Source organism: Cyanobium sp. ATX 6F1 (assembly GCF_024346315.1).
Taxonomy (GTDB): Bacteria; Cyanobacteriota; Cyanobacteriia; order PCC-6307; family Cyanobiaceae; genus ATX-6F1.
Map to the genome: position 1 here is coordinate 1 of NZ_JAGQCS010000007.1, position 18,321 is coordinate 18,321.

An 18,321-nucleotide genomic window follows, 5' to 3' on the forward strand; every position below is an offset into this window, starting at 1 on the left:
TAGCAGCGGCTGACTGAGGCCCATCGATGGGGCCCGGACAGCAGAAGGACGGAGTCTCAGCTATTCAGCTCAGGGGTCGATCCGCTGTGGCCAGGGGTTCGCTGCTCAATTGGCAACAAACTCCTAGGCGATCAGAGGGATCTCAACACTGCAGGGCACCCAGGCCACATCGATGCCGTGGCACCGGCTTGGACCGAGTCCTAAAATCTGTACAACGTGTACTTTTAGGACTGGGCCGAAGTGGCGGCGGCCGTGTTGCTGCGACCTCTCGCCGTTGGATGGGGCGCAGCAGAGCTCCCAAAGAGTCGGAATTTGCAAAGAGTTCGCTGAGGGATCACTCCATCACGGCAGCAGCACGCTGATGGGCCGGCTTTAAGCGCTGATTCTGACGAAATGAACCAGCATGATCGGATAAAATCCGATCATGCCGTCAAAAACAGACAATCTGGACCATCCGCTTCGGCGCTTCGGGGCTGTGCCGCTGGCACGGGACGTGCTCGATGAAGCACTCAGCGGTTACCGGCAGCCCAACGACAAGGTGAGTGAATGGCTGCGGGAAGGGGCACTGCAGCCGCTGCGACGCGGGCTCTACCTGGCGGGGGCGCCCCTGCGAACCAGCCCGGCTTGCCTGCCCCTTATCGCCAATCATCTCTACGGCCCCTCCTGTGTATCCCTCGACTTTGCCCTGGCCTGGCATGGCCTGATTCCCGAGGGGGTGGCGGAGGTGACCTCGGTGACCCCCAAGCCAAGCCGCAGGCTCAGCAACGCTCTGGGGCGCTTCACCTACCACCACCTGCCACTGCCCTACTACACGGTGGGCCAAGAACTGGGCCAGGCAGCCGATGGGCTCAGCTTCCTGATCGCCAGCCCCGCCAAGGCACTGTGTGATCGGCTGGTGCTCAGCCGCCAGTTGGCGCCGTTGTCCCGCGGGGCCATGCGGCAGTGGCTGCTGGAGGACCTGCGGCTGGATCCCGATCAGCTGGGACTGCTCAACCTCGCCGCCATCCGCGCGTGCCTGGCCACCGGCTACAAGCGAAGGCAGCTGGGAACCTTGCTCAAGGTGATCGAAACGCTGCAGCAGGAGCTGGCCACGGAGCCCTCGCCATGAACTCAGCACCATGAACAGGGTGGTTGAGCAGATGCTGCAGCGGGTTCCCCTCGATAGCGATGCGGCGCGCAGCCAGGCGTTGCGGGAGGTGATGCAGGAGCTTGCTCTGGCGGGGCTCTATCGCCGTGGTTTCTTTGGCAAAGCCGCGTTTTACGGCGGCACCTGCCTGCGCATCTTTCATCAGCTGCCGCGGTTTTCTGAGGATCTGGATTTCTCGCTCCTACAGCCAGATCCAAACTTCTCCCTGCAGCCCTATCTGCGGGGACTTACGGAGGAATTTGCCGCCCTGGGAATTGATGTTGAGATCAAGGTAAAAACCAAGACGGCTCAAACAGCAATCCATTCAGCCTTTTTGAAAACAACCACCACCATCGTTCAGCTCGCAATCGGCAGCTCCAAAATGCTGAAGATCAAACTTGAGGTCGACTCAGAACCCCCCCTGGGATTCAGCACCGAGGAGAAGCTCCTGCTGCAACCCTATTCCTTTTACGTTAAATGTTTCAGCCTGCCCGATTTATTCGCAGGCAAAATGCATGCGGTGTTGTTCAGGCAGTGGCAGCAGCGGATCAAAGGCCGTGACTGGTTCGATCTGGAGTGGTATGTGCGCCAAGGCAACCCCCTGCATCTGGATCACCTGGCTGAGCGGGCTCGCCAGAGCGGCCATTGGCCAGCGGATCAGCCCTTTACGGCATCAACGCTGCAGGCGTTGCTGGATGAGCGCATCGCCCGCCTGGATGTTGCCAATGCCCGCATGGACATTGAACGCTTCATTCCCGACCCCCACCCACTGGCCATCTGGTCGACGGACTACTTCCACCAGCTTGGCCGTCGCATCACAACGGTCTGAACCTCTGGCCGGCCGATGCGTGTCTCGCGTCAAGCCCTGCATCTGGCGCTGATCGCGCCCTCGGCAGGTGGGTTCAGGCGGTGAACAAATCCAGGGGCCTCGCCACATCCGAAAAGGCCACGAGAATGGCGCGGTCCTCGGTGACCAGCGGCACCCCCAGCTGCTGCGCAGCGGCAACGAACTCGCAGCCATAGGCACTGCAGCGGCTGCTGATGGCCAGCTGCAATACCTGCTCGGAGGTCACCGGTTCGTCCTGACCAGCCAGAAGCAGCTCAGCGCGTTCCATCAGCGCCACAGCGTCTGGGAGCTGCAGCAGGTCACGCCGCAGGTAGGTGGTGAGCACATTGCGCCACTCGCTGCGCCAGAGCGGAGGTGCTGCCCAACAGGGTTGATGGAGCAACAGGGCTTCTGCCAACGTTGTCTTGGGCCCCGGCAGCAGCAGATAGGCCAACACGTTGGTGTCGACGACGATCAAGGTCGCCCCTCGCGCTTGAAGGCATCGATCTCGGCCGGATCAAAGCTGTGCTGGCCAAGGCTGTTGCGCAAGGCGCGGATCTCCGCCAGCTGCTGCTCCACAGCCAAGGGCCCATGGCCCAAGCCGGCTTCCAGGCAAACGATGGCTTCGTTGTTGAGGCTGCGCCGATGCCGCTTGGCTGCTGCTGCCAGCCGGGCATGGAGCAGGTCGGGCAGGTTCTTGAGCGTGATGGTTTTGGCCATGGCAGCCAGCGATCTCGCAGCAATGCAACCATTATGGATCCATTCTGGTTTCTGGCGGCCCATGGGCATGGCCCGGTCAGCATTGCGCTGGGTATTGGTTGATTTGTCAATCCATGGCCATGAAGCGGATGGGTCCGGCGCAGGCCAAGATCCGACGCAAGAAGGCAGCAATGATTAGACTAGTCATCTAACTAGTCTGAATGCGGAGTGCCCCATGACGGTCTGGCCGGTCCAGCACGCAAAAGCGCGTTTCAGTGAGCTGCTCGATACGTGTCAACGTGAAGGGCCCCAGGTGGTATCGAAACGTGGCAGCGAAGCGGCTGTGCTGGTATCCATCGACGAATGGCGCCGTCTCCAGGCAGCCGCACAGCCCAGCCTGAAAGACCTGTTGCTGACCCCAGGCGCGCGTACCGAGGCGCTGGTTCCGCCCCGGGGCAAGGCCCGCCGGCGATCCCTGCTGGCTCTTTAGACCGGTGGTATTTCTGCTCGACACCAATGTGGTTTCGGAGCTGCGTAAGCCGCGGCCCCACGGCGCCGTGCTCGCCTGGCTCCAGGGCGTTGACGATGCAGACCTCCACCTCGCCAGCGTGACCCTTGGCGAGATCCAGGCTGGCATCGAGCTCACCCGCGAACAGGACCCCGCCAAGGCCACCGAGATCGAACAGTGGCTCGTTCAGGTGAGCTGCACCTACAACATCCTGCCGATGGATGGAGCGGCTTTTCGCTGCTGGGCCCGACTCATGCAGCGGCAATCCGACACCCTCTACGAGGACGCGATGATCGCTGCCATCGCCAGGGTTCACAAGCTCACCGTGGTCACCCGGAACGAGGCTGACTTCAGCCGCTTTGGGGTGGAGCTGATCAATCCATTCACCGCTACGGGCAGTGGGGCCTGAGTCGGCGCCACAGCTTCTGGGAACTGGAGCAGGAACAGCCAGCACCGTGGTAATCGATTGCATCCGCTGCGAACCGGTCGGGCCCTGCCGGAGCTTTTCAGTGTTGCTTTGGGGAACTTGCACAGATGCACAACTTCCTCAAATAGCTGGATTGCAAGGTCATCAGGCGTTTCTCCCGCTCCGCCACGAAGGCCAAGCAGGCCAGCACGTCCCCATGGGTGAGCTATCGAGTTCGGCGCCCAGCCTCAACAGATCGGCCACGTCCATGGACGGCGCCTCCAGGCAGAGATCAAGATCCGAGCCTGAGCGATGGCGCCCCATCGCCCTTGAGCCTTAGAGAACCACCCGCCGCAGAGTGGCCAAGGAACGCCCGTCATTCTCCAGCCGTTGCAGCCAGCGAACATCCTCATCAGCCATACCGGGCGCTCAACCTGGACTGGCTAAGTCTGGCGGATGCCCTAACCCGGCAACCCCGCCATCAAGCTCCCCATCTCCAGCGCCTGCAGCGCATAACTCCAGCCCAGGTTGCTCTTGATGCCCGCCCGCTCCAGGGCCTGCTGCAGGGTGTCGGTGGTCAGCACCCCGAAGATCACGGGGATTCCCGTCTCGCGCGCGACAGCCGCCACCCCCTTGCTGGCCTCGGCCACCACCACATCGAAATGGGGGGTGTCACCGCGGATCACGGCCCCCAGGGTGATCACCACCTGGTAGCGGCCGCTGGCGGCCAGGCGCTGGGCGATCAGAGGGATCTCGAAGCTGCCGGGCACCCAGGCCACATCCAGCTGCGTGCTGCCTTCGGACACATCAATGCCGTGACGGCTGAGGCAATCCAGGCAGCCACTCAGCAACCGGGAGGTGACCAGATCATTGAAACGGGCGACCACGACGGCGATCCGCAGGCCGCTGACCTCGGTGAACCGTCCTTCAAAGATGGCCAAGGGGTCAGATGACGAAGAAGCTCATACCCCAGTTGAGCAGAACGAGGGCCACCCAAGCCCCTCCGCCCAGCAGAATCAGCCGGTTGGAGCGGCCGCTGTCATCGCTGCTGGCGTAGAGCACGGGAATAGCCACGATCAACGCGAAGGACAGCACCACCAGGGCCAGAACGGTGAGGGTGTTGAGGATCTGCATGGGTCCTTCGGGGGCCTGTGCGGGCTGGAAATGGATTGTCCCACGGCGTTTCGGCCGATTCTGAGGGCGTCTGCCGATCCTTCACAACTTGTCGGGAGGGGTCCTGCGCGAGCACGGGGAAGGCCCGGCCCTGCAGGCCATCGCCTTGATGCAGCGCTCTGAGCTGGTGGCCTTGAGCCCCGAAATCGCCCTCCACGGGGCCCAGCTCAGCCTGGAGCTCAAGCTGCCCATGGCGGACAGCCTGATGCTCGCCACCGCCAAGGCCTGTGGTGCTCTCTTGATCACCCAGGACGCCGATTTCCGGGGGATCGCCGGGGTGCGCTGGCTGCCGAAAGCCCCCGGCTGAGCCACCTACGATCGCCCCCTTGGCAGGGGCACAACGTGGCGGGGGAAGCCAAGGAACAGCTGTCGCTGATCGCCGCTCCGGCGCTGCAGGGCAGCCTGTTCGGCGCTGCCGAGGCCTTGGCCGAGGCCCCGGATGAGGCAGATCCAGGCACCACCGAGCTCGACGACGCAGCCCTGATCGCCCAGGCGGCCGCCCGGCCCCGCAAGCGCCAGGCCAGGAGCGAACCAGACGCCACCGAAACCAGCCCCGGCGACGACAACGCCGGCGTCTCCGACCTGCCCCGCTGGCACCACCACGGCCTGGTGGACCCCGAGGCGCTCCCGCCGATGCTGCGCCACTACGTGGAGCTCAAGGCCGCCCACCCCGATCGGGTGCTGCTCTACCGCCTCGGGGACTTCTTCGAATTCTTCTTCGAGGACGCCCTGCTGCTCTCGCGCCTGCTGGAGCTCACCCTCACCGGCAAGGAGGCGGGCAAGCGCCTCGGCCGGGTACCGATGGCGGGGATCCCCCACCACGCCGTCGAGCGTTACTGCGCTGAGCTGGTGCGCCACGGCCTCAGCATCGCCCTCTGCGATCAGCTGGAGGCGGTGGCCGCCAAGGGCAGCCTGCTCAAGCGCGGCATCACCCGGGTGATCACCCCCGGCACGGTGCTGGAAGAGGGCCTGCTGGCGGCCCGGCGCAACAACTGGCTGGCGGCGGTGGTGCTGGAGGGGCCCCGCTGGGGCCTGGCGGTCACCGATGTGAGCACGGGGGAGTTCCGGGTCACCGAGCGGGAGGGCACCGACCGCCTGCACCAGGAACTGCTGCAGCTGGAGGTGGCCGAACTGCTCTGGCCGGGAGAAGCGTCGCCCCCCCCCTGGTGCCCTGAGGGTCTGCGGCTCACGCCCCTGCCCACCACCCCCTTCGCCAGCGCCGAGGCCCGCCGCACCCTGCTGGAGCGCTTCGCCTTGGCTAGCCTCACTGGATTGGGGCTGGGGGAGACCCCCCTGGGGCTGCGGGCCGCCGGCGGCCTGGTGCGCTACCTCGATGACACCCAACCGGGCAGCTCGATCCCCCTGGAGCTACCCCGCACCTGGTCCGCCGGCGATGAGCTGGTGCTGGATGCCCAGACCCGCCGCAACCTGGAGCTGACCCGCACCCAGATGGGCGGCGCGTTTCACGGCTCGCTGCTTTGGGTGCTGGATCGAACGCTCACGGCCATGGGGGGCCGCCGGCTGCGGCGCTGGCTGGAGGCCCCCCTGGTGGAGCTGACGCGCATCCGCGCCCGCCAGGAGAGCGTCAGCGAACTGGTGGCCCAGCGCTCCCTGCGCCTGGCCCTGCGCCGGCTGTTGCGGCCCATGGGCGACCTGGAGCGCCTGGCGGGCCGGGCGGGGGCCGGCTCCGCCTCCGCCCGCGACCTGGTGGCGTTGGCCGATGGCCTCGAACGGCTGCCGCGGCTGGCGGCCCTGCTGCAGGAGGCCTCCAGCGCCCCTCTGCGGGATCTGAACGAGCCGCGGCCGGAGCTGGCGGCACTGGCCGCCCTGGTGCGCCACACCCTGCTCGATGCCCCCCCGATGGGCCTCACCGAGGGCGGCCTGATCCACGACGGCGTCGATGAGCGCCTCGATGGCCTGCGCAACCGCCTCGATGACCAGGACGCCTGGCTGGAGGCCCAGGAGCGCCAGGAACGGCGCCTGAGTGGCATCGCCAGCCTGCGGCTGCAGTTCCACCGCAGTTTCGGCTACTTCCTCGCCGTCAGCCGGGCCAAGGCCCTGGCCGTGCCCGAGCACTGGATCCGCCGCCAGACCCTCGCCAACGAGGAGCGCTTCGTCACCCCCGACCTCAAGGCCCGCGAGGGGGCGATCCTGCAGCTCAAGGCCCGCGCCGCCCAGCGCGAATACGAGCTGTTCGCCGAGTTGCGCCAGCGCGTGGGCGCCCAGGCGGGTCCGATCCGCGCCGCCGCCCGCCGGGTGGCCGCCCTCGATGCCCTGGCCGCCCTGGCCGAGGTGGCCGCCACCGGCGGCTACTGCTGCCCGGAGCTCACGGACAGCCGCACCCTGCAGATCGAGGCCGGACGCCATCCGGTGGTGGAGCAGATGCTGGTGGAGGAGCCCTTCACCGCCAACGGCATTCACCTAGGGGAGGAGGGACAGCCCGATCTGCTGGTGCTCACGGGCCCCAACGCCAGCGGCAAGAGCTGCTACCTGCGCCAGATCGGCCTGCTGCAGCTGCTGGCCCAGGTGGGCAGCTGGATTCCGGCCCGCTCCGCCCGTCTGGGGATCTGCGATCGGATCTTCACCCGCGTCGGCGCCGTCGATGACCTGGCCACGGGCCAGTCCACCTTCATGGTCGAGATGGCCGAAACCGCCAACATCCTTCACCACGCAACCGATCGCTCCCTGGTGCTGCTCGATGAGATCGGCCGCGGCACCGCCACCTTCGATGGCCTCTCGATCGCCTGGGCGGTGGCCGAACACCTGGCCGAGGGGATCAGGGCGCGCTCGGTGTTCGCCACCCACTACCACGAGCTCAACGAGCTGGCCGAGCTGCTGCCCAACGTGGCCAACGTGCAGGTGTTGGTGGAAGAAACAGGCGAGCGGCTGAGGTTCCTCCACCAGGTGCGGCCCGGTGGAGCCAGCCGCAGCTACGGCATCGAGGCCGCCCGCCTCGCTGGGGTGCCCCCTTCGGTGGTGCTGCGGGCCCGCCAGGTGCTGAGCCGCATCGAGGCCAACAGCCATGTGGCGCTCAGCGCCCCAGCCAGGCCCGCCTGAGCAACGCATTCACCGTGGCCGCCGCCAGGGCCGCCCCCCCCTTGCTGCCCTCGAGCCGGATCTGCGCCAGGGGCGATTCGGCCAAGTGGCGCTTGCTCTCGGCCACCCCCACGAAACCCACCGGCATCCCCACCACCAGGGCAGGCCGCACAGGTGAATCGGCCTCGGCGGCCAGCTCCAGCAGCCGCTCGAGGGCCGTGGGGGCACTGCCGATCAACACCACCGCCCGCGGGTGCTCCGCCAGGGCCAGGGCCATGCCGGTGGCCGCCCGGGTGCCCCCTTCAGGCGCCAGCGCCGGGGCCCAGTCCAGGGCGCTGCGCACGGGGTTGGCAAAGGTGCGCGCCGCCATCGGCGCCACCGCCGCCGCGGCCATGGCGGTGTCGGTGAGGATCAGCTCCCCGGCGGCCAGGGCCAGCAGGCCCGAAGCGCAGGCCCCGTGCCCGAAGCGCAGGTCGGCGGCGATGGCCAGGTCGCCGCTGGTGTGCACCAGGCGCTCGAGCACCTCCTGCTGCACCGGATCGAGGCCCGTGTCGCCGAGCCAGTCGCGGATGCGCCGCACGCTTTCGGTGAAGATCGGGTGATCCATGGCGCGCCCATGCCGGTCCATCTCTACTGGGGCGACGACGAAGCCGCCCGAACCCGGGCCGTGGAGGCCCTGATCGCCCAGGTGATCGATCCCGCCTGGGCCAGCATCAACCTCTCCCGGCTCGATGGCAACGACCCCGCCCAGGCCTCCCAGGCCCTGGCGGAAGCGCGCACGCCCCCGCTCGGCGGCGGTGATCGGGTGGTGCTGCTGCAGCGCAGCCCCTTCTGCAGCGCCTGCCCCGCCGAGCTGGCGGCCCAGCTGGAGGCCGCCCTGGAGTTGATTCCCGCCAACGGCCACCTGCTGCTGGTGAGCCCCGGCAAGCCCGATGCCCGCCTGCGCACCACCAAGGCCCTCAAGGCCGTGGCCACCGAACAAAGCTTCCCCCTGCCGGCGGTCTGGGATGGGGCCGGCCAGCTGGAGCTGGTGAAGGGCACCGCCGCGGCCCTGGGCCTCAAACTCACCGCCGGCGCCGCCGAAGCCCTGGCCGAAGCCGTGGGCAGCGACAGCGCCCGGCTGGCGAGCGAGCTGGAAAAACTGGGGCTCTACAAAGGCGACCAGCCCATTGACGCCGCGGCCGTGGCCGCCCTGGTGGGGGCCCATGCCACCACCAGCCTGCAGGTGGGGGACGCCCTGCTGGCGGGTCGCCTCGGCGACGCCATCGCCCTGCTCGACGCCCTGCTGGAGGCCAATGAGCCCGCCTTGCGCATCGTCGCCACCCTCTGCAGCCAGATCCGCGGCTGGCTCTGGGTGAGCCTGCTGGAGCGCAGCGGCGAACAGGACGTGGCCGTGATTGCCAAGGCCGCCGGCATCGGCAACCCCAAGCGCGTCTACGTGATGCGCAAGCAGATCCGCGGGCGTCCGCCGGAGCGCTTCCTCGCCCTGCTGGCTCAGCTGCTGGAGGTGGAGGCCGCCCTCAAGCGCGGAAGCGAACCCCGCGACGCCTTCCGAGATGGATTTCTGGCGGGCGCCGGCCCCGACGGATAATCACACCTCACTGCCCGCAACCGAGCGATGGCCCTGCTGGTTCAGAAATTCGGGGGCACCTCCGTGGGCAGCGTCGAGCGCATCCAGGCGGTGGCCCGCCGGGTGGCTGACAGCCGTGAGCAGGGCCATGAGCTGGTGATCGTGGTCTCGGCCATGGGCCACACCACCGACGAGCTCACCGCCCTGGCCCGTGCGATCAGCCATGACCCCCCCCAGCGGGAAATGGACATGCTCCTGGCCACCGGGGAGCAGGTGTCGATCGCGCTGCTGGCCATGGCCCTCAACGCCCTCGGCGTGCCGGCGGTCTCGATGACGGGCGCCCAGGTGGGCATCGTCACCGAATCGGCCCATGGCCGCGCCCGCATCCTTGAAGTGCGCACCGACCGCCTGCGCCGGCTGCTCGATGACGGCCAGGTGGTGGTGGTGGCCGGCTTCCAGGGCACCAGCAGCGGCAGCGGCGGCACCGCCGAAATCACCACCCTGGGCCGCGGGGGGTCCGACACCTCGGCCGTGGCCCTGGCGGCGGCGCTGGGGGCCGACGCCTGCGAGATCTACACCGATGTGCCCGGGGTGCTCACCACCGACCCGCGCAAGGTCAGCGACGCACAGCTGATGGAGACGGTCACCTGCGACGAGATGCTGGAACTGGCCAGCCTCGGTGCCGCCGTGCTGCATCCTCGGGCCGTGGAGATCGCCCGCAACTACGGCGTGCCCCTGGTGGTGCGCTCCAGCTGGAGCGAGGCCCCCGGCACCCTGCTCACCAGTGGGCCGGGCCGGTCGATCGGCAGCGAGGGCCTGGAGCTGGGCAAACCGGTGGACGGGGCGCAACTGGAGGTGGACCAGGCCGTCATCGCCCTCTCCCTGGTGCCCGACGAACCAGGGGTGGCGGCGCGGCTGTTCGAAGCGCTCTCAAGCGCCGGCCTCAACGTGGACCTGATCGTGCAGGCCACCCAGGAGGGGGCCACCAACGACATCGCCTTCACCCTCGCCGCGTCCCAGCTGGAACGGGCCCGGGAGGTCTGCCAGGTGCTGCTGAACGCCACCGGGGCCGCCGACTGCGCCCTCACCGCCCAGGGGGGCCTCGCCAAGCTGAGCATCTCCGGGGCGGGGATCCTCGGCCGCCCCGGGGTGGCGGCCCGGCTGTTCGACACCCTGGCCCGCAGCGGCATCAACCTGCGCATGATCGCCACCAGCGAGGTGAAGGTGAGCTGTCTGGTGGAGGGAGACCAGGCCACCAAGGCCCTGCGGGCGGCGGCGGCCTCCTTCGAACTGGCCGATCACCAGCTCCAGCTCAACCCCCCGCCCTGCGGCCTGGGGGATCCGGCGGTGCGGGGGGTGGCCCTCGACCGCGACCAGGCCCAGGTGGCCACTCGCCTGTTGCCCGACCGGCCCGGCACGGCGGCACAGGTCTGCCGGGCCCTGGCCGATGCCGGCATCAGCCTCGATGCGATCGTGCAGTCGGAGCGCACCCGCGGCGATGGCAACGATCGCCGCCGCGACATGAGCTTCACCCTGCGCCGCGACGACCTGGAGCGCGCCCGAATCGCCCTGGCACCGGTGCTGGCCCAGTGGAGTGGCGCCCGCTTCGAGCAGGGTCAGGCGATCGCCCGGGTCAGTGCCGTGGGGGCGGGCATGCCCTGCACCCCTGGCACGGCGGCGCGCATGTTCCGTGCCCTGGCGGACGCGGGGATCAACATCGAGATGATCGCCACCAGCGAAATCCGCACCAGCTGTGTGGTGGCCGAAAAAGATGGCGAGGGGGCCCTGCGGGCGGTGCATGCCCGCTTCGGCCTGGGGGGAATCACCGTGCACCGGGCCGAGGGCACGGCTGCTCCGGTCTGATCCGTGGCTCAGCTCTGATCAGTGCTTGCCCACCAGCTTCATGCGCAGCTGCTTGATGCGGTCGCGCAGGCCCGCCGCCTCTTCGTACTCCAGGTTCTTGGCCGCGGCCTTCATCTTGTCCTCCAGCTGGGTGATCAGTTCCGGCAGGGCCTCCAGCGGCACCGTCTCATGCAGGGCCTCCTCGGTGGCCTGCTCCAACTGATCGTCGCTGAGGCGGCGCGAAAGCTCCAGCGACGAAAGGATCGAGTTACCGGCGCGCTTGCCCGCAGGCGTTGGGGTGATGCCGTGCTTCAGGTTGTAGGCGTGCTGGATCGCCCGCCGCCGCTCGGTTTCGGAGATCGCCTTGGCCATCGAATCGGTGAGGTTCTCGGCGTAGAGCAAGGCCTTGCCCTCCACGTGGCGTGCGGCCCGGCCGATGGTCTGGATCAAGGAGCGTTCCGCCCGCAGAAAGCCCTCCTTGTCAGCATCGAGGATCGCCACCAGCGACACCTCCGGCAGATCGAGGCCCTCCCGCAGCAGGTTCACCCCCACCAGGGCATCGAACACACCGTTGCGCAGGTCCTGGATGATCTCGATGCGCTCGATCGAGTGGATCTCCGAGTGCAGATAACGAACGCGCACGCCATGTTCGGCCAGGTAATCGGTGAGGTCCTCGGCCATGCGCTTGGTGAGGGTGGTGATCAAGCAGCGCTCCCCCTTGTCGGCCCGCAGCCGAATCTCCCCGAGCAGATCGTCCACCTGGCCCTCGGTGGGGCGAACTTCCACGATTGGATCAAGCACCCCGGTGGGGCGGATCACCTGCTCCACCACCTGCCCGAGGCTGCGCTCCAGCTCCAGGGCCCCGGGGGTGGCAGAGACGAAGATCGTCTGGTGGGCCTTGGCCCAGAACTCCTCATCCTTGAGCGGCCGGTTGTCGGCGGCCGAGGGCAGGCGGAAGCCGTGCTCGATCAGCACCTGCTTGCGGCTCTGGTCGCCGTTGTACATGGCCCGCAGCTGGGAGCAGGTGACGTGGCTCTCGTCCACCACCAGCAGCCAGTCGTCGGGGAAGTAATCGATCAGGCACTCGGGCGGGGTGCCCGCATCGCGGCCAGCCAGATGGCGGGCGTAGTTCTCGACGCCATTGCAGTAGCCCACCTCCTTGAGCATCTCCAGGTCGTAGGTGGTGCGCTGCTCCAGCCGCTGGGCCTCCAGCAACTTGCCCACACTGTTGAGTTGATCCAGGCGCTGGTGGAGCTCCGCCCGGATCGCGGTGATCGCCCCCTCGAGCCGGTCTTTGGGGGTGACGAAGTGCTTGGCGGGGTAGATGTTCACCGCCTCCAGGCTCTGCAGGATCTCGCCGGTGGTGGGATCCACGTAGCGGATCGCCTCCACCTCATCGCCGAACAGCTCGATGCGCACCAGCCGATCTTCGTAGGCCGGGCCGATCTCGAGCACGTCTCCGCGCACCCGGAAACGGCCGCGTGCCACCTCGGTGTCATTTCGGCTGTATTGGTTATTGACCAGTTCCCGCAGGGAGGTGCGCAGGTTGAGCGTTTCGCCCACCCGGAACTGAACGGCGGCCTTGAGGTATTCCGAGGGGATTCCAAGGCCGTAGATGCAACTGATCGAGGCCACCACGATCACGTCCTTGCGCTCGAACAGCGAACGCGTCGCCGAGTGGCGCAGCATGTCAATCTCCTCGTTGATCGAGGCGGTCTTGGCGATGTAAGTGTCCGAGACCGCCACATAGGCCTCGGGCTGGTAGTAGTCGTAGTAGGAGATGAAGTATTCGACGGCATTGTCGGGGAAGAACTCCCGCAACTCGTTGCAGAGCTGCGCCGCCAGGGTCTTGTTGTGGGCCAGCACCAGGGTGGGACGCCCGGTCTGGGCGATCACATTGGCGATCGAAAAGGTCTTGCCGGTGCCGGTGGCGCCCAGCAGGGTCTGGTAGCGCTCACCGGCATCCACCGCCCGCACCATGGCGGCGATGGCGGATGGCTGGTCACCCTGGGGTATGTAGGGGGCCTGGAGCTGGAAACGGGCCATGCCCCCATTCTGTGGGGTTCGCTCAGGCCACCGCGCCGCTGACGAGGGCGCTGGCGCGGGTAAAGCCCACCTCAAGTCCCAGGAAACGGAGAATCAGGACGCTGACCACGGTGTAGACCACGGCGCCGAGGATGGCACTCACCAGGCCGTTCTTGAGCCGGAACCCGGGAATCAGCCAGGCCGCCAGGCCGAAGAGCACCACCGTGATCACCCAGTTGTAGAGGGCGCTGATCGGGGTCACGAAGCCGCCGAGGCTGGTGAGGGCCCAAGGCAGGGCCAGCAGCAACTTCAGGGGCCAGATCAACAGCGTGCCCAGCAGACCGATCACCACCGCCGACAGCATGGCGGTGCCGAAGTTCTCGAGCTCAACACCCAGGGGCAACCAGCCCACCAGCAGCAGAACCGCAGCCCGGATCGGCCACTGCAACAGCCAGACGAAGGCACCCATGGGTCGACAGGTAATTTTCCTTGAGGCTAAGCAGCCCCAGCCGGAGCCAACAACGGCCGGTCCACAGGGCGTTACGAAACGGCGCCGATCGGAGCCACGACGGCGCCGCTGAGGGCTTCCCTCAAGGAGCGCACCACGGCCACCATGGCCAGCTCATCGCCCAGCCGGTTGACGGCCGAGCCCACGCCCACCCCGGAGGCCCCGGCCGCGATCGCCATCGGCAGGGTCACCGCCGAGAGGCCGGAGGCGCAGAGCACCGGCAGCTCCACCACCCGGCTGAGGGCATGGGCGGCGGCCAGGGTGGGGGCGGCCTTCTCGATCAGGCCGAGGACTCCGGCGCTGAAGGGCCGAGCACTGGTGCCCCCCTCGGTCTGGATCAGGTCAGCGCCGGCCGCCTGCAGATCGATCGCCAGCTGCTCCTGGAGATCAAGGCTGAGCACGTGGGGCACCGTCACTGACAGCACCACCTGCGGCAGCAAGGAGCGGGTGCGGCGGGCGAGCTCGAGAACCTCCTGTGCTCCGAACACGCGGCCCTCGGGGTAGAAGGCATCGAAGTTGCCGATCTCCACCAGGGCCGCGCCGGCGGCGACAGCGGCAGGGAACAGCTCGGGATCGACCGCCGAGACGCAGATCGGCAGGCCAGAGGCCGCGGCGGCGGTCCGCACCAGCCCAGGGTCGCAGGCGATGTCCAGCAGGTCCGCGCCACCGGCGGCGGCGGCCCGGGCGATGCGCCGCACAGATCCGGCGTCAAAATTGGTCAGTCCGGCGATCACCTTCAGCAGCTGTCGCGTCTCCAGCGCGCGCTGCAGGGCGGTGGGCAGGCTGGTGAGACGGGACATCGGCAACGCAGGCAGATGACGGCGATTCTCCCATCCGAACCCCCGGACTCCCGTCCCTGGAGCCCCCTGCACGGCCGTCTGCACAGGGAATTGCTGAGGCGACCCGAGTTGCTGCCGGCCGGAGAACGCTTGCTGCTGGCGGTCTCGGGCGGCCAGGATTCGATGACCCTCACCCGGCTGCTGCTGGACCTTCGGCGCCTGCACGGCTGGACCCTGCTGCTCTGGCATGGGGACCACGGCTGGCATCCCGGTTCGGCCCCCGAGGCCGAGGGCCTGCGTCGCTGGGCGACGACGGCGGGACTTGAGTTGCTGATCGAGCGGGCCGATTCCGGCCCCTGCAGCGAGGCCGCGGCGCGCCGCTGGCGCTACGACCGCCTGGCCTGCCAGGCCGCCGCCCGGGGCTGCCAGCGGGTGCTCACCGGTCACACCGCCGACGACCGGGCTGAAACCTTGCTGCTGCACCTGGCCCGGGGGGCCCACCTGCGCGGCCTCAGCAGCCTTCGGCGCAGCCGGCCCCTGCTCGATCCGATCCTGCTGGTGCGGCCGCTGCTGGGAATGAGCCGCGCTGAAACCGGCCACTTTTGCGCTGAGCAGGGTTTGCCGGTGTGGGTGGATCCCAGCAACGCCGCGCTGACCTACGGCCGCAACCGGATCCGTCACGAGGTAGTACCGGTGCTGGAGGCGTTGCACCCCGGCGCCGGCCGGCGCCTGGCCGCCCTGGCCGAGCGCCTGGAGCAGGAGGGGAACCCCCTGGAGGAGCTGCTGCCCCTGGCCTTGGCGGCGCTGCACCCTGGGGTGGACCCCCTGGTGCTGCGGCGCCCCGGCCTGACGGCGCTCGCGCGCGCCAGTCAGTGCCATCTGCTGGCCCAATGGCTGCGGCTCCAGAGCGGCCATGGGCTGGGGGCCCCACAACTGGAGGATCTGCAACACCGCTTGCAACCTGGCGCTGGGCCCGGCAGCCTTGACCTGCCCAGGGGCTGGCGGCTGAGCTGGGACAGGATGGAGATCCGCCTCCAGCCGCCCCCGGCCGAACGGCGGCCCGCAACGCGTCCCGATCAACCCGAGAACTGATGGCCAAACCTTTTCAGGAGTCCTACATCGACGTGGAGCGGGCCTACAGCCAGGGCCAGTTCAGAGAAGCCCTCACCCAGGCAGAAACGCTGCTCAACAACCGCCCGGAGGACGCGGACGATCTGCAGTATTCACGCCTGCAGTTGCTCAGCGGCCACATCAACCTCTACGGGCTCAAGCAGTACGACGCCGCCTCCACCTATTACGACCAGGTGGTGGAAACAAGCAAGGAACCCACCTACCGCGACCTGGCCCGGCAGGGGCTCGAAATCTGCGCCAGTGAGCGGGCCAAACCGGTCCCTGAGGCCAGCGAGGCCCCCTTCGAGACCGCCGCGTCCGGCGCCCCGGCGGTAGGAGCCACCGTGCCGGCGATGCCCTGGTTGACCAGTGATCAGGCCCCTGCCACCGCCACCGGTCCCCAGGATTTTGCTGACCCCTTCAAGCAGGCTCCTGCGGCCCCGAGCGCCGCCGATGAGGGGATCATCGAGGCGAAGGTGTTGGTTGAGGAGCCTGCCCCGAGCCCCAGCGAACCGCCACTGACGGCGGCGTCCTCCTTCAGTGCCGAGGAACTGGCCCAGCTGGCCAAGGGCCGGCTGCGGGTGATCCTGCGCTGAATCCCCCCCAGAGAGGGGGGAAGGGGATGGCCCCCTCACCCCTCGCTCCCTGGGTCTCAGCCTGCGGCGGTGGAGCGACGGCGGCGGGTGCGGTTGGCGGGCATCTCCGGCTCCGGATCCCGCACGGGGGTGGCTGCCGCCGTTGGCAGACCCACGGAAGTGGCGACCGGCGCCGGCACGGCTGAGGCCGACGACGGGATGGATGCCGCAGCAGTGGGTGCGGCGGCGGTCACCAATTGGCGCACGGGCGCCCCATGGACGGGCTGGGGACGGGGGACGCCTCCATCACGGTCACGGCCGCCGGAGCGACCACCCCGGGGAGCCGGACGGCTGTCGGGTTCGGCCTCGGCGCGACCCTTGTAGGCCGGTGTGCCCCCGGGGGCGGGCTGCACCAGGGCGATGATCAGGGGCTCCACCTGGAGCTCCCGGCGCAGGCGCCGCTGCAGTCCCACCTCAATTTCCCGCTGCACGCCCACCCAATCGACCTCGGGGGCTTTGCCGCCGGTGTTGCGGGCCAGCTGATTCCAGCGGTTCTCCAGCACCCAGGTGATCTCCCGCTCGGCCCAGAGCGACAACTTGCGCGCATCGGCCGTGGTGACCACCCCCCGCAGGTTGACCCGGGGCGGGGCCGCCATCACGCCGTCGGTGCTGATCACAGCCAACAGGGTGATCACGCCATCTTCCGCCAACTGCTGGCGTTCCTTGAGCACCCGGGCATCGACGATGCCGTTGCGGGAGGCATCGAGCAGCTCGATGCCCGCCTTGACCGGATCGCCCTTGTGGATCGAGTCGGGGGTGAGCTCGACCACGTCGCCGTTGTCGATGATCAGGATGTTGTCGGCCGGCACACCCATCGACTGGGCGGTCTTGGAGTGGGCGATGAGCATGCGGTGCTCACCGTGCACCGGCACGAAGAACTTCGGCCGGGTGAGCGCCAACATCAGCTTGTGATCCTCCTGGCAGCCGTGGCCGGAGACGTGGATGCCCTCGCCCTTGCCGTAGACCACCTTGGCTCCGAGCATCATCAGCCGGTCGATGGTGTTCACCACACAGATGGTGTTGCCGGGGATCGGGCTGGCCGAAAAAATGATCGTGTCGGTGCTCTTCGCCTGCACCTGGGGGTGCTCACCGCGGGAAATGCGGCTCAGGGCGGCCAGCGGCTCGCCCTGGCTGCCGGTCATCAGCAGCAGGGTCTCGCGGTCGGGCAGATCACGGATCTGCTTGATCGGCACGAACAGCTCGTCGGGGCAGCGGATGTAGCCCAACTCTCGCGCCTTGGCGATCACGTTGAGCATCGAGCGGCCCAGCAGGCCCACCTTGCGGCCATGCTTGAGCGCCAGCTCCAGGATCATCGAGACCCGGTGCACCGAACTGGCGAAGGTGGTGACGATCACCCGACCTTCGGCGGCGCCGATGTGGCGATCGAGGTTCGGGAACACGGCCCGCTCGGGGGGCGTGAAGCCCGGCAGTTCGGCGTTGGTGGAATCGCTGAACAGGCAGAGCACCCCCTGCTCGCCGTAGTGGGCCATGCGCTGGATGTCGAAATATTCGCCATCCACCGGGGTGTGGTCGAACTTGAAGTCACCGGTGAACACCACCACCCCGGCGGGGGTGGTGATCGCCAGGGAGAAGCTGTCGGCGATCGAGTGGGTGTTGCGGATGAACTCCACCTTGAAATGCTGCCCCACCTGCACCACATCCCGCGGGCTCACGGTCTGGATGATGGTGCGATCGGTGACGGCCGCTTCCTCCATCTTCCCCTGCAGCATCGACATCGCCAGCCGCGGGCCATAGATGACGGGGATGTTGAAGTTCTTGAGGTGGTGGGGGATGCCACCGATGTGATCTTCGTGGCCGTGGGTCACGATCATGCCCCGGATGCGCTTCTGGTTCTCGCGCAGGTAGCTGGTGTCGGGCAGCACCACATTGACGCCGTGCATGCCGTCGCTGGGGAACGCCAGGCCGGCATCCACCAGCATCAGGTCGTCGCCGTACTCGAACACACAGGTGTTCTTGCCGATCTCATGGAGACCGCCAAGGGGAATCACCCGCAGACCGGGTTGCTTGGGGGAACCGTTGGTTTTGCCGTTGTTGCTGACTGTCATCGTGGAGAGATC

19 protein-coding genes are annotated in these 18,321 nt (G+C 68.0%); 10 read left to right on the forward strand and 9 right to left on the reverse strand.

The window, feature by feature from the left end:
• The first annotated feature begins 424 nt into the window (after window positions 1-424).
• Window positions 425-1,108: a hypothetical protein gene (locus KBZ13_RS11095; RefSeq protein WP_255009147.1), complete on the forward strand. Its 684-nt coding sequence runs from the start codon at window positions 425-427 to the stop codon at window positions 1,106-1,108.
• Window positions 1,109-1,127: 19 nt separating this feature from the next.
• Window positions 1,128-1,955 (forward strand): nucleotidyl transferase AbiEii/AbiGii toxin family protein, encoded by an 828-nt coding sequence (locus KBZ13_RS11100; protein ID WP_255009149.1) that lies wholly within the window; start codon window positions 1,128-1,130, stop codon window positions 1,953-1,955.
• 73 nt (window positions 1,956-2,028) lie between these two features.
• On the opposite strand, the gene KBZ13_RS11105 is transcribed toward KBZ13_RS11100, so the two are convergent.
• On the reverse strand, window positions 2,029-2,430 hold the full coding sequence (locus KBZ13_RS11105) for a type II toxin-antitoxin system VapC family toxin (protein ID WP_255009151.1): 402 nt from the start codon (window positions 2,428-2,430) through the stop codon (window positions 2,029-2,031).
• Window positions 2,427-2,735, reverse strand: coding sequence for a FitA-like ribbon-helix-helix domain-containing protein (locus KBZ13_RS11110; RefSeq protein ID WP_255009153.1), 309 nt, complete (start codon window positions 2,733-2,735; stop codon window positions 2,427-2,429). The genes KBZ13_RS11105 and KBZ13_RS11110 overlap by 4 nt, the downstream gene beginning before the upstream one ends.
• Before the next feature lie 151 nt (window positions 2,736-2,886).
• On the opposite strand from KBZ13_RS11110, the gene KBZ13_RS11115 reads away from it, so the two are divergent.
• Together KBZ13_RS11115 and KBZ13_RS11120 are read left to right on the forward strand one after the other, a co-directional pair.
• On the forward strand, window positions 2,887-3,141 hold the full coding sequence (locus tag KBZ13_RS11115) for a type II toxin-antitoxin system Phd/YefM family antitoxin (protein ID WP_255009155.1): 255 nt from the start codon (window positions 2,887-2,889) through the stop codon (window positions 3,139-3,141).
• A 4-nt stretch (window positions 3,142-3,145) separates the two neighbouring features.
• A complete protein-coding gene (locus KBZ13_RS11120) occupies window positions 3,146-3,568 on the forward strand; it encodes a type II toxin-antitoxin system VapC family toxin (RefSeq protein WP_255009156.1) in 423 nt (140 codons plus the stop codon).
• Window positions 3,569-4,026: 458 nt separating this feature from the next.
• Here the strand turns inward: KBZ13_RS11120 and ribH are convergent, their stop codons facing one another.
• Window positions 4,027-4,506 (reverse strand): 6,7-dimethyl-8-ribityllumazine synthase, encoded by a 480-nt coding sequence (gene ribH, locus KBZ13_RS11125; protein WP_255009157.1) that lies wholly within the window; start codon window positions 4,504-4,506, stop codon window positions 4,027-4,029.
• Between the two features lie 4 nt (window positions 4,507-4,510).
• Complete coding sequence (gene psbZ / locus KBZ13_RS11130; RefSeq protein ID WP_255009159.1) at window positions 4,511-4,699, reverse strand: photosystem II reaction center protein PsbZ; 189 nt, start codon at window positions 4,697-4,699, stop codon at window positions 4,511-4,513.
• An 88-nt stretch (window positions 4,700-4,787) separates the two neighbouring features.
• Between psbZ and KBZ13_RS11135 the strand changes: the two genes are divergently transcribed.
• Both KBZ13_RS11135 and mutS read left to right on the forward strand, forming a co-directional pair.
• Window positions 4,788-5,045: a type II toxin-antitoxin system VapC family toxin gene (locus tag KBZ13_RS11135; RefSeq protein WP_255009161.1), complete on the forward strand. Its 258-nt coding sequence runs from the start codon at window positions 4,788-4,790 to the stop codon at window positions 5,043-5,045.
• Window positions 5,046-5,080: 35 nt separating this feature from the next.
• Window positions 5,081-7,795, forward strand: a complete 2,715-nt coding sequence (gene mutS, locus KBZ13_RS11140) for a DNA mismatch repair protein MutS (RefSeq protein ID WP_255009163.1) — start codon at window positions 5,081-5,083, stop codon at window positions 7,793-7,795.
• Here the strand turns inward: mutS and KBZ13_RS11145 are convergent.
• Window positions 7,770-8,381, reverse strand: a complete 612-nt coding sequence (locus KBZ13_RS11145) for a precorrin-8X methylmutase (RefSeq protein ID WP_255009165.1) — start codon at window positions 8,379-8,381, stop codon at window positions 7,770-7,772. The genes mutS and KBZ13_RS11145 overlap by 26 nt on opposite strands.
• 9 nt (window positions 8,382-8,390) lie before the next feature.
• On the opposite strand from KBZ13_RS11145, the gene holA reads away from it, so the two are divergent.
• Both holA and KBZ13_RS11155 read left to right on the forward strand, forming a co-directional pair.
• The gene (gene holA, locus KBZ13_RS11150; RefSeq protein ID WP_255009167.1) at window positions 8,391-9,365 is read left to right on the forward strand and encodes a DNA polymerase III subunit delta; all 975 of its coding nucleotides are present in this window, start codon (window positions 8,391-8,393) and stop codon (window positions 9,363-9,365) included.
• A gap of 27 nt (window positions 9,366-9,392) precedes the next feature.
• A complete protein-coding gene (locus KBZ13_RS11155; RefSeq protein WP_255009169.1) occupies window positions 9,393-11,207 on the forward strand; it encodes an aspartate kinase in 1,815 nt (604 codons plus the stop codon).
• Window positions 11,208-11,225: 18 nt separating this feature from the next.
• Here the strand turns inward: KBZ13_RS11155 and uvrB are convergent, their stop codons facing one another.
• From uvrB to KBZ13_RS11170, 3 genes are all read right to left on the reverse strand, one after another.
• Window positions 11,226-13,232 carry an excinuclease ABC subunit UvrB gene (gene uvrB / locus KBZ13_RS11160; RefSeq protein WP_255009170.1) on the reverse strand — a complete coding sequence of 669 codons (2,007 nt, stop codon included), beginning with the start codon at window positions 13,230-13,232 and terminating at the stop codon, window positions 11,226-11,228.
• 22 nt (window positions 13,233-13,254) lie between these two features.
• The gene (locus KBZ13_RS11165; RefSeq protein WP_255009172.1) at window positions 13,255-13,680 is read right to left on the reverse strand and encodes a phage holin family protein; all 426 of its coding nucleotides are present in this window, start codon (window positions 13,678-13,680) and stop codon (window positions 13,255-13,257) included.
• A gap of 71 nt (window positions 13,681-13,751) precedes the next feature.
• Window positions 13,752-14,519: a DUF561 domain-containing protein gene (locus KBZ13_RS11170; protein WP_255009174.1), complete on the reverse strand. Its 768-nt coding sequence runs from the start codon at window positions 14,517-14,519 to the stop codon at window positions 13,752-13,754.
• A 15-nt stretch (window positions 14,520-14,534) separates the two neighbouring features.
• Here KBZ13_RS11170 and tilS point away from each other — a divergent pair, with 15 nt between their 5' ends.
• Window positions 14,535-15,590: a tRNA lysidine(34) synthetase TilS gene (tilS, locus tag KBZ13_RS11175; RefSeq protein ID WP_255009175.1), complete on the forward strand. Its 1,056-nt coding sequence runs from the start codon at window positions 14,535-14,537 to the stop codon at window positions 15,588-15,590.
• Window positions 15,590-16,204 carry a hypothetical protein gene (locus KBZ13_RS11180; RefSeq protein ID WP_255009177.1) on the forward strand — a complete coding sequence of 205 codons (615 nt, stop codon included), beginning with the start codon at window positions 15,590-15,592 and terminating at the stop codon, window positions 16,202-16,204. Before tilS ends, KBZ13_RS11180 begins: the two co-directional genes overlap by 1 nt.
• Window positions 16,205-16,260: 56 nt before the next feature.
• Here the strand turns inward: KBZ13_RS11180 and KBZ13_RS11185 are convergent, their stop codons facing one another.
• Window positions 16,261-18,309, reverse strand: a complete 2,049-nt coding sequence (locus KBZ13_RS11185; RefSeq protein WP_255009179.1) for a ribonuclease J — start codon at window positions 18,307-18,309, stop codon at window positions 16,261-16,263.
• Between the last annotated feature and the right edge of the window lie 12 nt (window positions 18,310-18,321).

Excerpts from the sequence above, each read along its gene's own strand:
- KBZ13_RS11170 (WP_255009174.1), bottom strand. The coding sequence starts at position 14,519 with ATGTCCCGTCTCACCAGCCTGCCCACCGCCCTGCAGCGCGCGCTGGAG.
- KBZ13_RS11145 (WP_255009165.1), bottom strand. The coding sequence starts at position 8,381 with ATGGATCACCCGATCTTCACCGAAAGCGTGCGGCGCATCCGCGACTGG.
- holA (WP_255009167.1), top strand. The coding sequence starts at position 8,391 with ATGCCGGTCCATCTCTACTGGGGCGACGACGAAGCCGCCCGAACCCGG.
- psbZ (WP_255009159.1), bottom strand. The coding sequence starts at position 4,699 with ATGCAGATCCTCAACACCCTCACCGTTCTGGCCCTGGTGGTGCTGTCC.
- KBZ13_RS11115 (WP_255009155.1), top strand. The coding sequence starts at position 2,887 with ATGACGGTCTGGCCGGTCCAGCACGCAAAAGCGCGTTTCAGTGAGCTG.
- KBZ13_RS11155 (WP_255009169.1), top strand. The coding sequence starts at position 9,393 with ATGGCCCTGCTGGTTCAGAAATTCGGGGGCACCTCCGTGGGCAGCGTC.
- KBZ13_RS11185 (WP_255009179.1), bottom strand. The coding sequence starts at position 18,309 with ATGACAGTCAGCAACAACGGCAAAACCAACGGTTCCCCCAAGCAACCC.
- KBZ13_RS11180 (WP_255009177.1), top strand. The coding sequence starts at position 15,590 with ATGGCCAAACCTTTTCAGGAGTCCTACATCGACGTGGAGCGGGCCTAC.
- KBZ13_RS11110 (WP_255009153.1), bottom strand. The coding sequence starts at position 2,735 with ATGGGCCGCCAGAAACCAGAATGGATCCATAATGGTTGCATTGCTGCG.
- tilS (WP_255009175.1), top strand. The coding sequence starts at position 14,535 with ATGACGGCGATTCTCCCATCCGAACCCCCGGACTCCCGTCCCTGGAGC.
- KBZ13_RS11095 (WP_255009147.1), top strand. The coding sequence starts at position 425 with ATGCCGTCAAAAACAGACAATCTGGACCATCCGCTTCGGCGCTTCGGG.
- uvrB (WP_255009170.1), bottom strand. The coding sequence starts at position 13,232 with ATGGCCCGTTTCCAGCTCCAGGCCCCCTACATACCCCAGGGTGACCAG.
- KBZ13_RS11165 (WP_255009172.1), bottom strand. The coding sequence starts at position 13,680 with ATGGGTGCCTTCGTCTGGCTGTTGCAGTGGCCGATCCGGGCTGCGGTT.